The sequence below is a fragment of the Photobacterium nomapromontoriensis genome (assembly GCF_050336815.1).
GTDB lineage: Bacteria > Pseudomonadota > Gammaproteobacteria > Enterobacterales > Vibrionaceae > Photobacterium > Photobacterium nomapromontoriensis.
Genome location: NZ_JAKJSL010000027.1, coordinates 25,432 through 39,502, shown reverse-complemented (window position 1 = coordinate 39,502; position 14,071 = coordinate 25,432). Strand labels below are relative to the sequence as shown.

At 47.2% G+C, this 14,071-nt stretch carries 10 protein-coding genes; 6 read left to right on the top strand and 4 right to left on the bottom strand.

Annotated features, from left to right (window positions below):
* Positions 1–150: 150 nt before the first annotated feature.
* Both iolB and iolG read left to right on the top strand, forming a co-directional pair.
* Complete coding sequence (gene iolB / locus L4D12_RS11320; protein WP_428447945.1) at positions 151–981, top strand: 5-deoxy-glucuronate isomerase; 831 nt, start codon at positions 151–153, stop codon at positions 979–981.
* A 67-nt stretch (positions 982–1,048) separates the two neighbouring features.
* Positions 1,049–2,032 carry an inositol 2-dehydrogenase gene (gene iolG / locus L4D12_RS11315; RefSeq protein WP_428447944.1) on the top strand — a complete coding sequence of 328 codons (984 nt, stop codon included), beginning with the start codon at positions 1,049–1,051 and terminating at the stop codon, positions 2,030–2,032.
* An 87-nt stretch (positions 2,033–2,119) separates the two neighbouring features.
* Here the strand turns inward: iolG and L4D12_RS11310 are convergent, their stop codons facing one another.
* The 4 genes from L4D12_RS11310 to L4D12_RS11295 form a co-directional block, all read right to left on the bottom strand.
* The gene (locus L4D12_RS11310) at positions 2,120–2,992 is read right to left on the bottom strand and encodes a MurR/RpiR family transcriptional regulator (RefSeq protein WP_428447943.1); all 873 of its coding nucleotides are present in this window, start codon (positions 2,990–2,992) and stop codon (positions 2,120–2,122) included.
* Between the two features lie 361 nt (positions 2,993–3,353).
* Positions 3,354–4,370 (bottom strand): ABC transporter permease, encoded by a 1,017-nt coding sequence (locus L4D12_RS11305; protein WP_428447942.1) that lies wholly within the window; start codon positions 4,368–4,370, stop codon positions 3,354–3,356.
* Between the two features lie 82 nt (positions 4,371–4,452).
* Entirely contained in the window at positions 4,453–5,946 is a 1,494-nt protein-coding gene (locus tag L4D12_RS11300; protein WP_428447941.1) for a sugar ABC transporter ATP-binding protein, read from the bottom strand.
* A gap of 117 nt (positions 5,947–6,063) precedes the next feature.
* Complete coding sequence (locus L4D12_RS11295) at positions 6,064–7,083, bottom strand: sugar ABC transporter substrate-binding protein (protein ID WP_428447940.1); 1,020 nt, start codon at positions 7,081–7,083, stop codon at positions 6,064–6,066.
* A gap of 638 nt (positions 7,084–7,721) precedes the next feature.
* Here L4D12_RS11295 and L4D12_RS11290 point away from each other — a divergent pair.
* Genes L4D12_RS11290 through L4D12_RS11275 form a run of 4 tightly spaced genes read left to right on the top strand, consistent with a single transcriptional unit; the run spans position 7,722 to position 13,943 of the window.
* Positions 7,722–9,641, top strand: a complete 1,920-nt coding sequence (locus tag L4D12_RS11290; RefSeq protein ID WP_428447939.1) for a bifunctional 5-dehydro-2-deoxygluconokinase/5-dehydro-2-deoxyphosphogluconate aldolase — start codon at positions 7,722–7,724, stop codon at positions 9,639–9,641.
* Between the two features lie 2 nt (positions 9,642–9,643).
* Entirely contained in the window at positions 9,644–11,497 is a 1,854-nt protein-coding gene (gene iolD / locus L4D12_RS11285) for a 3D-(3,5/4)-trihydroxycyclohexane-1,2-dione acylhydrolase (decyclizing) (RefSeq protein WP_428447938.1), read from the top strand.
* A gap of 11 nt (positions 11,498–11,508) precedes the next feature.
* Positions 11,509–12,405, top strand: a complete 897-nt coding sequence (gene iolE / locus L4D12_RS11280) for a myo-inosose-2 dehydratase (protein ID WP_428447937.1) — start codon at positions 11,509–11,511, stop codon at positions 12,403–12,405.
* A gap of 26 nt (positions 12,406–12,431) precedes the next feature.
* The gene (locus L4D12_RS11275; protein WP_428447936.1) at positions 12,432–13,943 is read left to right on the top strand and encodes a CoA-acylating methylmalonate-semialdehyde dehydrogenase; all 1,512 of its coding nucleotides are present in this window, start codon (positions 12,432–12,434) and stop codon (positions 13,941–13,943) included.
* The last annotated feature ends 128 nt before the right edge of the window (positions 13,944–14,071 follow it).

Genomic DNA, 14,071 nt, shown 5'->3' with positions numbered 1-14,071 from the left:
CCAACTTTTCACCGTTAACCATCCTGATGAATGACTTGTTATGTTCTCCACAAATTGAATCATTCATTTCATTATTGTTTTGAAATGATAATTCCATTTCTTTAGTATTTGAAATATAGAAGCTGAAAATAAGTCATGAAGGATCGTGATATGTCGAAGTTACTTTCAAAATACAGCGCACCAGATCCAGTCGGAAATACTCAAGCTATCACGCCTGAGTCTGCCGGGTGGGAGTACGTCGGTTTTAACGTGTTTGAGCTAGAAGTCGGTCAACGGCTCACATTATCAGAAAGTAGTAATGAGCGTTGCCTCGTGCTTATTGGCGGGTTTGCTACTGTTTCAACGTCGGAGAAGTCGTTTGAAAATATCGGCGACAGGATGAGCCCGTTTGAACGTAAAAAGCCGTATGCCGTTTTCATGGCAAAAGGTGAAGCAGTGACAGTGGTAGCGAATACCACACTTGAACTTGCGGTATGTGAAGCACCAGGTTGGGGGACTTATCCAACACGGTTAATTACACCGGATGATATTGATGCGGAGCAACGCGGTACGGGCAATAACCAGCGCTATGTACATAATATCCTACCTGATTATAAAGAAGCTGACAGCTTACTGGTGGTCGAAGTGTATACCGATGAAGGGTGCACCAGTTCTTACCCCAGCCACAAGCATGATCAAGATGCAGAGCCAAATGAAACCTACCTTGAAGAGACGTATTACCACCGTCTGAATCCACCCCAAGGTTTCTGTCTGCAGCGAGTGTATACCGATGACCGTTCACTGGATGAGTGCATGGCGGTGTACGACAAAGATGTCGTGAAAGTGCCAAAAGGTTATCACCCGGTCGCGACGGTTGCCGGTTACGACAATTATTATCTGAATGTTATGGCGGGTCCTGTTCGCAAATGGCTGTTCACCTGGGAAGGGGATCACCAGTGGGTGAATGAGAACAGCTATGTAAATAAACATGCATCAAAATGATGTTGTAAGTAATGCACTACGCACAAGCATCTCTTGTGCATCTTCTTTTTAGACTAAGGAGTAAGTCATGTTCAATATTGCGTTATTCGGCGCTGGCAGGATTGGCCAAGTCCATGCTGTTAACATTGCGAGCCACCCTGAGACGTGCGTGTATTCGATTATTGACCCGTATCAGGAAGGCGCTCAAAAACTGGCTGATAAATACAATGCTGTGACTCAGAGTGTTGAGCAAGCAATGGCAGATCCGAATGTTCATGGTGTGTGTATCTGCTCAGCAACGGATACTCATGCCAATCTTATTGAACTTGCAGCACAACATGGCAAGGTGATTTTTTGTGAGAAACCGATTGATCTTGAACTTAGCCGAGTCAGAGATTGTTTAGCGGCAGTGAAACAATATAACGTGCCAATGGTGGTGGGGTTTAACCGTCGCTATGATCCACAGTTTAGAACGTTAAAAAATCAACTTGAAGCAGGGGTTGTCGGAACACCAGAATCTCTGGTAATCACGTCTCGTGACCCATCGCCCCCACCAGCGGAATACAGCAAGGTCTCTGGGGGAATGTTCCGTGACATGACGATTCATGATTTAGATATGGCGCGTTTTATCATGGGTGAGGATCCCGTTTCTATTACCGCGCATGGTAGTTGTATGGTTGATCCTGCGATCGGTGAGGCCGGTGATATTGATACTGCAGTGTTAGTCATGGCATTTCCTTCCGGAGCCATAGCAACGATCCATAATAGCCGGCGTTCTGGCTATGGCTACGATCAACGGATAGAACTGCATGGTTCACAAGGGGTCTTACAAGCCAGCAATATGAAAGAAAACCTGCTCGAGTATTGGGGGGATCAGGGTTGTGTTGCCGCAAAACCGCAGCATTTCTTCCTTGAACGCTACCAAGCGGCTTACATTGCAGAATGGCAACATTTTGTCGATGTGCTCAATGGTCAGCAGCCTGAGTGTACTGGTGCCGATGGTGAATACGCCCTGATGCTTGCCGATGCCGCCATTCAGTCAATGAAAGCGAGACAAACCGTCGTGCTGTAGTGCCAATTAACGACGGATATAAAAACGCCTCGCTGTGACTTAGCGAGGCGTTTTTTTGATTCATGCTGTAGGGTTAATCGCAGTGGATTAATCAATACTTGTCTGAGGATTAACCTTCCGCAATTTCACTGGGGTGTCATTGTTTTTATAGGCCAGTGATACCGCTAAGGTTTGGGCTAGGCACATAGAGGCAGATTGCGAGCGGAACGCGTCCACTTGTGCTTCTTTAACCACAAAACAGACATCACTAAATGCGGCTAATGGGCTGATTTGGCTGTCTGTGATGACAATCTGTTTAGCGCCGGATTGAGAGGCAACCTCACTGAGGGTAACCGTTTCTTGTGCGTATGGGCTGAAGCTAATCGATATGACGACATCGTTAGGCCCAATCATACTGAGTTGTTCTTTGAACATCCCGCCGAGGCCATCAATAAGGAAGGCTCGACGCTCTAGATGGCGTAGCGCATAGGTCAGGTATGAGGCTACGCTGAATGAGCGGCGCAGGCCAATAAGATAGATGTTTTCGGCTCGGCTAAGCATATCGACAGCTGCTTCCAGTTTATCTTCTGGTGTATGTGCAGCAAGCTGCGCCATTGCTTGTCCATTGGCTCGGGCAAATTCTTGCAATATGTGTGCGGGTTTTTCGGGTGTTGGTGAGTCGGTATCGAGTTCTTTGAATAAGCGGGCGCGGTCCGTATAGCTGGCTGTTTCCTCAACCAGATTTCGACGAAATAGCTGTTTCATCTCATTGAAACCACTGAACCCAAAAGCGCTGGCAAAACGGATCAACGTCGAAGGGGGAACATCGGCCTGGTTGGCGATAACCGCGACAGTATCGAAAGCAACACTGTTACTATTATCGAGCACATAGCGGGCGACCTGTTGCAGACGCTTACTCAAGTCGCCATACCTGGTGCGGATTTGGTCTTGTAATTCAGTGAGGGTGGTGGCAACAGTCATATCAAATTCCCTAATGTATTTATACTCAAGTAACCTCAAGATGAAGAATTCAGAGTGAGCTTGGCACGTTTTATTTCAGGGAAATGGTACACAATTGACTATTCCCTTTTAAGCGCATTTTCCCCTTGATCGACTTCACGTTACTTAGCGATATTGTAGAGATTTATCGGTTAGGATGAAATTAAATTTTCAAAATTTATGCTAATTTGCAATATTTTTGGAACGTGCATTTCATTTTTGGTGGTAAAAAAAAGCCACATAACAGGAGAAATATGTGGCTACCTTAATAAAAGGCCTACAGTAAAAGTAATTCTGTAATATTAATTTTTAATATCAATGTCTTGTGACTGTAGTTTATTAATTATTGGCTCTTTTTCTGGCGTTTCATATCGAAAATAACAGCAACGACGATAACTAATCCTTTTACTACCTGTTGCCAGTAAGCGGAGACGTTCAGCAAATCGAGGCCATTTTGCAGCACACCCATGATCATGGTACCGATGATGGTACCCTGAATTGTGCCGATTCCACCCGCGTGTGACACACCGCCGACGGTCGCAGCAGCTATCGCATCAAGTTCGTATGACACGCCTAACCCAGGTTGTCCGGAGTTAATGCGGGCAGCAAGGATCAGAGCCGCAATACCGGCCAGCAAGCCGCCGTAGCTGTAGATCAATACTTTGTATTTATTAACGTTAATCCCAGACACATAGGCGGCGGTTTCGTTACCACCGATAGCATAGGCGTATTTACCAAAGCGGGTATAGTTCAGCAAAATGTAAGAGATGATCGCCATGACAATAAAAATGATAACGGGAACGGGAATACCGATGATGGTACCTTGTCCTATCCATTGGTAAGAATCGATCAGGCTACTGACTGGACGACCATCAGAGTACAGCAATGCCGCACCACGAGCGATGATCATCATACCCAGTGTGGCAATAAAAGGCGGGATCCCGGTATAGGCGATGAGCGCACCGTTAATAAAACCACACAGCGCTCCGACAGCGAGAGCTGCAAGGATCGGGATAATGACCGGTAACTCACCCAAGTTAGGATACATTCGCATACCCCAATCAAGGCTTTGCGCCATACTGGCTGATACCACGGCTGCAACCGCTAGTACAGAGCCGGATGAAAGGTCAATCCCTCGTGTGATAATGATGATGGTGACACCTAGTGCGAGCAGGCCAATACTGGCCATTTGAGTGACCACGTTTAATAGGTTTGCCACGGTGAGAAAGACGGGTGACAGAATTGTCATTACCACGCACATAGCAACAAAAACGAAGTAAATCGCGTATTTTGATATAAACCGCGAATAGTTTCGGGGCGATTTTTCATCTGAGGTTGCTTCAATTATTTTTGCAATCATAACAACTATCCTTGAAAGAATTAGTGCAATTAATTCCCTGAATATCAGGAAAATCGTCAATATTGAGTACTGTTAATGACCACTAATTCAGTGCCATTGACATGATTTTTTCTTGACTGGCTTCGTGTCCGTCCATCATTCCTTTTAGCTTTCCTTCGTGCATGATTAAAATGCGGTCGCTCATTCCGATAACTTCAGGTAATTCGGAAGAGATCATCACTAAGCTTTTACCCATTCCGGTGAGCAGTCGCATCAGCTTGTAGATTTCAGACTTTGCACCGACATCGATCCCACGAGTCGGTTCGTCGAGAAATAGGATATCGGGTTTGGTGAGCATCCAACGGGCCAATAAAACTTTCTGTTGGTTTCCGCCACTTAAGTTATCGATGGCCTCATGCATATCAGGCGTCTTAACTCTGAGTTTTTGGCAGTGGTTTTCGCTGTCTTTACGCATTCTGCGCACATCAAGCACGTTGACGACTTTGTTTCGATAAGCGTCTAGGTGGGCGATAGAGGTATTAGCGAAGATATCCAGCATGAGATAAAGCCCTGACTGACGGCGATCTTCGGTTAAAAAGGCCATTTTGTGTCGAATGGCGTCTTGCGGCGTATGGATCTCAACGTTTTCACCGTTGATCCAAATTTCGCCACAATCTTTATGCCTAACGCCAAATAAGGTTTCGATCAGCTCAGTTCGGCCAGCACCGACTAATCCGGCAATGCCGAGGATTTCGCCTTCATGCAATTTGAAGTTAATGTCAGTAAAGGCGCCGTTTACCGTGAGGTTTTTAACTTCGAGTCGAATTTTTCCCGGTTTGGCTGTTGGAGGCGGGAACACGTCACCGAGATCGCGGCCTACCATCATTTGTACTAATTCATCATTGTTGGTGCTTTGGGCTTCGCGCTCACCGATATAGCAGCCATCACGAAATACCGTAATATCATCACAAATTTGGAATATTTCCCCCATCTTATGGCTAATATAGACAATCGCGACCTCTTTGGACTTAAGCATTTCGATGATTTCAAATAAATGCGTCACCTCTTTATCGGTCAAGGCAGAGGTTGGCTCGTCCATGATGATAATTTTTGAGTGGTATGAAATAGCCTTTGCGATCTCAACCATTTGCATGGTGGCAACGGTTAATTCATGCATCTGAGTGCGAGGGTCTAGTTTTAAATTTAGCCGTTGGAGTAACTCTTCTGTATCACGATACATTTTTGCGTGATCAATAAGTTGTAATGGCCCTTTGACGGGTTCACGGCCTAACCAGATATTTTCGGCGATATTACGATGGAGAATAGGGGATAGTTCCTGGTGAATCATGGAAATACCGGCTTCGAGTGCTTCTTTAGCCCCCGTAAAATTAACGTGTTCATCTTGGTAGAGAATCGTGCCGCAATCTCGCTGATAAATACCAAACAGTACTTTCATTAAGGTTGATTTCCCTGCGCCGTTTTCCCCCATGAGTGCCATTACGCGACCTTTGCGCAGGGTAAGCTGAACATTATCGAGGGCTTTTACACCCGGAAAGGTTTTAGTAATACCGCGCATCTCAAGTAGTACGTCGTTCATTCCTGTTGCTCCGAAAGTGGGCTCTGTTATCTATGTTATTGACCGTTAACAGAGCCGGTTTAGGAAGTGTCGTTGATGTTGAGAATCTAGGAACGTCTGTGTTGCGGGTAGAATGATTTAGCCTTGTTTTGCATTGAATGCCGCTAAATTGTCTTTGGTGACAAGCTCTGCCGGGATCCAAGTGATTTTCTCGAAAGGCTTGTTTTGAACGGCGCTTAACGCAGCATCAATCGCGCCACGCGCTTGGCCACCACCATCTTGGAATACTGTGGCACTGAGGCTGCCTTTTTCGATAGCCATCAAGCCATCAGGGGTCGCATCAACACCAACGACGAGAGTCTCTTTGAGTTTCCCTGCTGCTTGGAGAGCCTGAATGGCGCCCAGTGCCATATCATCGTTGTTGGCAATAATGACATCGAGTCTATCGCCAGAATTCAGCCAGTTCTCCATCACCATCATGCCTTGTGCGCGTTGCCATAGGCCGGTTTGTTTACGGACAACTTTGAAGTCTTCGCTGTTTGCAAAAAAGTCTTCGACGCCTTTGGTTCGCATGATGGCCGCCTCTTGCGTCAACATACCCATGAGGATCCCAATATTGCCGCCTTTTATCGATTCCGCTGCGAATTTGGCCTGAGTCTCGCCGAATTTAAGCTCATCAGAGCCGACATAGAACACGCCATCAGGCATGTAGGATGGGCGACGGTTCAGGAACACTAATTCAATGCCGGCTTTCGATATTTGATCAGTCATTGGCAGTGTTGCGTCAGTATTTACCGGTACCAAAATGATGGCGTCCATTTGCTGAACGATAAAGTTTTGAATTTGACCGAGTTGTTTAGCGGTATCTTCTTTGGCATCAACAAAGGTGAGTTCTAGTTTGCCATCGAACTGTTTTGCATAGTTATCCATGGAATCTTTCATGTACACCATAAAGGTGTCATCAAAGTTAGGAATGGCTACGCCGATACGGGTGACGTCACTATCAGCCTTATCACCACCGCAGGCCGTTAATACAAGAAGCCCTGACACTAGCATCATATTTTTCAGGCGTTGTTTGGTGTGATGGGCAAGCGTCATGAGTGTGCTATGTAAAGCGCGAGGAAGTCGAGCAGTAAATCCGTTAATTGCTGATGGCATGGTAGCCTCCTTCATTTATAAAGTCATACGGGTCGCCGAACACGGCTTGAAATGTATGTTTCATTATGTCAGGCGTTTGTATGCAATTTACTTCTCAGCGGAATAAACATCATAGAGTGAGAAGCGGGTTTTACGTTGGTTGAAATATATTTTTTATTGGAATGAGAGAAACTATATGGCTATGTGTAAATAATAACCACATATTGTGTTGTGGAATTATTGGAAGTGTTAACTTGATCTCGTTGGAACTATTGTTTCATGTGCTGAATCAGGTGTAAGTAATTGATTTTGAATGAAGTAATATTTAATCTCATTGTTGTTTGCTTTTAAGTTATTGAATTACAAATGAATATGAAACTAATATTTCAAGTTGAAAATACGCTTGTCGCATATGGAAAATATTTATCGCCATAATGATCTTTATTGCGGAAGTGAAATAAGAAGTAAAAAGTATAGCTGGATCACAAAGCAAATCTCTTGTTTCGCAATTCCTTGAAAATGAAATGTACGTTTCGTATATTGGCTTTAAGCGATGACTACAAGCTGGCTATCCGCAGTGTGAATATGATGGCTAATAAAAGGAACTATCAATGTTGGCGCCGGGGTGTTGTATCGGACCATTGGCAAGGAGTGAGAACATGTGTACCAACAGTAAGCAGCTCGATCTTATTTGTATGGGGCGAGTAGCAGTTGATCTTTATGGTCAGCAAATTGGGGCCCGTCTGGAAGACATGGGCTCGTTTGCGAAATATCTGGGCGGGTCTTCGGGCAATGTTGCTTATGGTACCGCACGGCAGGGGTTGAAATCGTCAATGCTGGCACGGGTTGGTGATGAACATATGGGGCGATTTCTGCGTGAAGAACTGCAGCGGGTCGGGGTTGATACCAGCCATTTGATCACAGACAAAGAGCGCCTGACCGCCTTGGTAATATTGGGCATTAAAGATGAAGAGACGTTTCCGCTGATCTTCTACCGTGATAACTGTGCCGATATGGCGATTACTGCTGATGACGTTGATGAAGAGTACATCGCTTCTGCGCGTTGTCTGGCCATAACGGGGACGCACCTTTCTCATCCCCATACTCGTGAAGCGGTGCTCACCGCACTACGCTATGCCCGTAAACACGGTGTAAAAACCGCCATTGATATTGATTATCGCCCTGTTCTTTGGGGATTGACGACACTTGGTGATGGTGAAACCCGCTTTATTGAATCAGGCAAAGTTACTGAGCAGTTACAAGAAGTGCTTGGATTGTTTGATTTAATTGTGGGAACAGAAGAAGAGTTTCATATAGCGGGTGGGTCAACCAATACTGTTGAGGCACTACAGGCTGTACGTGCGGTTAGTCAGGCTGAGTTGGTTTGCAAGCGTGGGCCATTAGGATGCTCGGTCTTTACTGATGTGATCCCCAATGATTTGGATGAAGGGATCACCGTCAATGGTGTACGTGTTGATGTGCTGAACGTACTTGGGGCAGGTGATGCTTTCATGTCAGGTTTACTGCGTGGGTATCTCAATGAAGAGGGCTGGGAGAAGGCCTGTACTTATGCCAATGCTTGCGGTGCCCTAGTCGTGTCGCGCCATGGCTGTGCCCCTGCGATGCCATCAAAATACGAATTGGATGATTACCTGCAACGCGCTCATGACGTCGCACGTCCAGATCAGGATACACAATTAAATCATCTACATCGCGTGACCACGCGTGATAAAGAGTGGGATGAGCTATGCGTGTTAGCGTTTGATCACCGCATTCAGTTTATCGATATGGCCCGTGAAGAAGGGGCGGATATTGGTCGGGTTAAGCGACTTAAACAGTTAATTCTTCAAGCCAGCCGTGATGTTGCAGAAGAAGCTGACTTGCAGGGGAAAGCGGGATTACTTTGTGACAGCAGTTTCGGTCAGGATGTATTGAACGAAGCTACCGGATCGGGCTGGTGGATTGGTCGCCCTGTCGAGTTACCCGGTTCTCGGCCGCTAGAATTTGAGCATGGCAATATTGGTTCTCAGCTTATCGACTGGCCATTAGAGCATGTAGTGAAGTGCTTAGTCTTTTTCCATCCGGATGACCAGCATGCTCTGCGGCTGGAACAAGAGAAGAAAGTGCTCGAGGTGTACGCGGCCTGCTGTAAAACCGGACATGAAATGTTGCTTGAAGTCATTTTACCCGCCGATATGGCACACAGTGATGCCCTGTACTTACGGGCGATGCAACGCTTCTATAACTTAGGTGTGAAACCTGATTGGTGGAAATTGCCGCCGATGGCAGCCGCCAGTTGGCAAGCTGTCAATGAGTTGGTTCAGGCTCGAGATAGCCATTGCCGAGGTGTTGTACTGCTCGGGCTGGATGCCCCAGAAGCCGAACTGAAAGCGGGCTTTAATGCCGCTGCCGGCCAGACCATCGTTAAAGGATTTGCCGTTGGCCGTACGATTTTTGGTCAGCCTTCACGTCAGTGGTTGGCAAATAAGATTGATGACGCAGGCTTAATTGCGCAAGTGAAAGCGAATTATCACAACCTGATCGCGCTATGGCGAGCACGTGGCGAGCAAGGAGAATAATCATGATGAAAGAAACCACCATTCGCCTGACCATGGCCCAAGCCTTAGTGAAATATCTCCAGATGCAGAAAGTGGATATTGATGGTGAAATAAAACCGTTGTTCGCCGGCGTGTTCGCTATTTTTGGTCACGGTAATGTTGCGGGGTTAGGTGAGGCGCTTTATCACGCGCAAGAGAGCTTGCCGACATATCGTGCGCACAATGAGCAGGCGATGGCACACAGTGCAATTGCTTTTGCCAAAGCCAATAACCGCCAGCAGATGATGGCAGCGACAACATCCGTAGGACCCGGCGCGCTCAATATGGTGACCGCAGCCGCGTTGGCCCATGTGAACCGCTTGCCTGTATTGTTATTGCCTGGCGATACTTTTGCCACTCGTGAGCCAGATCCTGTCCTGCAGCAAATTGAAGACTGGAATGATGCCACGATTACCCCTAATGATTGCTTTAAACCGGTGAGTCGCTTTTTTGATCGTATAACCCGTCCGGAGCAATTGCTGAACAGTTTGCCGCAAGCGATGCGAGTGTTAACTGACCCGCTTGAGTGCGGCCCTGCAACCATTGCTATCCCGCAGGATGTACAGACGATGGCATTTGATTATCCGTTGCATTTCTTTAATGAGAAAGTGCATCGGGTTCGTCGCCTAGGAGCCGATGAGGCTGAATTAGCCGCCGTTATCGATATCATTCAATCAGCAAAACAGCCTTTGGTGATTGCTGGTGGTGGGCTGCACTATTCCAGTGCGCTGGAAGAATTCCTCCATTTCGTTGATACCTATCAACTGCCTGTTGGCGAAACACAAGCGGGTAAAGGGGCACTGCCATGGGATCATCCATCGAATCTGGGTTCAATAGGGGTAACAGGATCGACGGCAGTGAATACTTTGGCAGCAGAAGCTGATGTTGTGATTGCCGTTGGTAGTCGCTTGCAAGACTTTACGTCTAGCTCTCGTGCATTGTTTAAACCTGAGGCCAAGATAATCTCACTGAATATCAATGGCTTTGATGCTAATAAGCATTATGGATTGCCGTTAGTGGCAGATGCCAAGCGAACGTTGCCTCAGCTAACCGCAGGGCTAAGAGGGTGGCAGGTAAGTTTTAACTGGTTGACTCAGGCTGAAATGTTGCGTCAGCAGTGGAATGAAACCGTATCCATCGCGATGACGGATCGCGGCAGTGACTTGCCGACAGATGCTGAAGTGATTGGGGCGGTGAATCGTGCTGCGGGAGATCAGGACATTGTTGTGTGTGCCGCGGGGGGACTGCCTGGTGAGTTGCATAAATTGTGGCGTACCCAGTACGACAAAGGCTATCACGTTGAGTATGGCTTCTCGTGCATGGGGTATGAGATCGCTGGCGGGCTAGGGGTCAAGATGGCCAAGCCGGATTCAGAAGTCTTTGTCATGATTGGCGATGGTTCCTACCTGATGCTGAACTCAGAAATAGCCACATCCGTCATGCTGGGTAAAAAGCTGGTGCTGGTGGTGTTGGACAATCGTGGTTACGGCTGTATCAACCGTTTACAGCATGCCTGTGGCGGTGCGGGGTTTAATAATCTACTCAAAGATTGCAACACCGTAGAAGAGGGCGCACCGAAAACAGATTTTGCCGCTCATGCCCGTTCACTGGGAGCTGTGGCCGAGAAAGTTGCCAATATTAATGAACTTGAGCAAGCCCTGAATCGCGCCAAATTGTCATCGGTCACTTATGTGATCACGCTTGATACGGATCCATTGAGTACCACGGAGTCCGGTGGTTCATGGTGGGAAGTCGCTGTCCCCGAAGTCTCTGAGCGTGAACAAGTACGAGCAGCCAGAATACGCTATGAACTGGCAAAGCAGCAGCAAGTCATTTAAGGAGAAGAGAAATGGCTGTTCAATTAGGTATCAATCCACTGACATGGACCAATGATGACTTACCGTCATTAGGTGCTGAAACACCATTAGAAACGTGTTTGACAGAGGGACGTCAAGCTGGATTTGCAGGGTTTGAGTTGGGCAATAAGTTCCCCCGTGATGCCAGCATTCTGGGGCCAATTTTAGCGAAGCATGATGTAAAACTCGTATCCGGTTGGTACTCGGGAGAATTATTAACCCGCTCGGTAGAAGAAGAGATTGCGGCGGTACAACCTCACTTGACACTTTTGCGAGAGCTTGGCGCAACGGTGATGGTATTTGCTGAAGTGACTCACTGTATTCATGGTCAGCAAAATACGCCAGTGCGTCTGCGTCCTGTTTTTCCGGCAGAACAGTGGCAGGAATACGGTCGTAAGCTGACTGAATTTGCTCAATACACCCAAAGTATGGGAGTACAAGTTGCCTATCACCACCATATGGGCACGGTGATTGAATCCGCTGACGACATTGATCAGTTGATGGCGCATACCGGGCCAGAAGTCGGATTACTGCTTGATACCGGTCATTTGACCTTTGCTGGTGAAGACCCGGTTGAAGTGGCTTGTCGTTGGGCACACCGTATTAACCATGTGCACACCAAAGATGTCAGAGCTGACGTACTGGCATATGTGAAAAATCGCAAAACCAGTTTTTTAAATGCCGTACTTGATGGCGTGTTTACCGTTCCCGGTGATGGTTGTGTGAATTATCCGGCAGTATTTGAACAATTGCATAAAGCAAACTATCAGGGATGGCTGGTGGTGGAAGCGGAACAGGATCCAGCCGTTGCTCATCCAATGACTTACGCCACACTGGGTTTTAATAATCTACATCAACTTGCGCTTGAAGCTGGCTTGCTTCGCGATTAAGGCTAAATCAAATTTAGGAGTTCAGAATGGAAACGGTACAGAATTTTATTGATGGTCACATTAGCGAAAGCCATAGCCAGCGCTTTGCACCGGTATTTAATCCCGCGACAGGTGAACAAACCCGTCAGGTAGTGATGAGCTCTGCTGCTGAAACAGCAGAGGCGATTGCTGCGGCTCATATTGCATTCCCTGCGTGGGCTAAAACATCTCCGCTGAAGCGTGCGCGAGTCATGTTCAGGTTTAAGGCGTTGCTTGAAGCTAATATGGATAAGCTTGCCCGTATTATCTCGAACGAACACGGCAAAGTGTATTCAGATGCGGTGGGTGAGGTGACTCGTGGTCTTGAGGTGGTGGAATTTGCCTGTGGCATCCCGCATCTCCAAAAAGGTGAGCATTCCGCCAATGTTGGTGGCGGCGTCGATAGCCATTCACTAATGCAGCCTCTTGGTGTGTGCGTTGGGATCACCCCGTTTAATTTCCCTGCAATGGTGCCGATGTGGATGTTCCCGATTGCATTAGCCACGGGTAATACCTTTATTCTTAAGCCATCCGAAAAAGATCCGTCACTGGGGCTAGTGTTGGCTGAATTGCTCCAAGAAGCCGGATTACCGGACGGGGTTTTCAATGTCGTCAATGGTGATAAAGAGGCGGTTGATGTGCTACTGACAGATAGTCGTGTTCAGGCTGTCAGCTTCGTTGGATCGACACCGATTGCAGAATACATTTACACGACAGCATCTGCGCATGGTAAACGTTGTCAAGCTTTGGGTGGCGCGAAGAATCATTGTATCTTAATGCCTGATGCAGATTTGGATATGGCTTCCAATGCTATCATGGGAGCGGCCTATGGCGCGGCGGGTGAACGCTGTATGGCTCTGTCGGTAGTGGTGGCAGTTGGTGATGAAACGGCAGAGTCAATCATCGCCAAGCTATCGGAGCAGATCGGTGCGATGAATGTGGGGCCCGGCATTGTTGATGGTCGTGAAAATGATATGGGGCCTGTTATTTCAGCAGCGCACAAAGCGAAAATTTGTGACTACATCCAAAGCGGTCAGGATCAGGGCGCAAGCTTACTGATTGATGGTCGAGATATTCGTATTGATGGTCATGAAAAGGGTTATTTTGTCGGTCCGACATTGTTCGATAACGTGTTACCCGAAATGACGATTTATCAGGAAGAGATTTTCGGCCCGGTATTGTCGATTGTCCGTGTACCGGATTATCAAACAGGGTTAGAGCTGATCAATCGTCATGAATACGGCAACGGCACGGCAATTTTCACCCGTGACGGTGAAACTGCGCGGCAGTTCAGTGAAGATGTGCTAGCCGGTATGGTTGGGATCAATGTGCCAATTCCTGTCCCTATGGCATTCCATAGCTTTGGTGGCTGGAAGCGCTCGGTATTTGGTCCATTAAATGTTCACGGTAACGACGGTGTACGTTTCTATACCCGAATGAAAACCGTGACCAGCCGTTGGCCAGCCAGTATCCGTCTTGAGCAGCATACTAGCAGCTTTGTGATGCCAACGATGGATTAACTGATCACCGAAGTGATGACATTGGAAAGATAGAACGCCTGAGCTTGCTCAGGCGTTTTGTTCTGTCTGGTCGATATTACTTGTTGATAGCCTTATAAATTATTTCGCATGCCGTCTAATCACGCTAA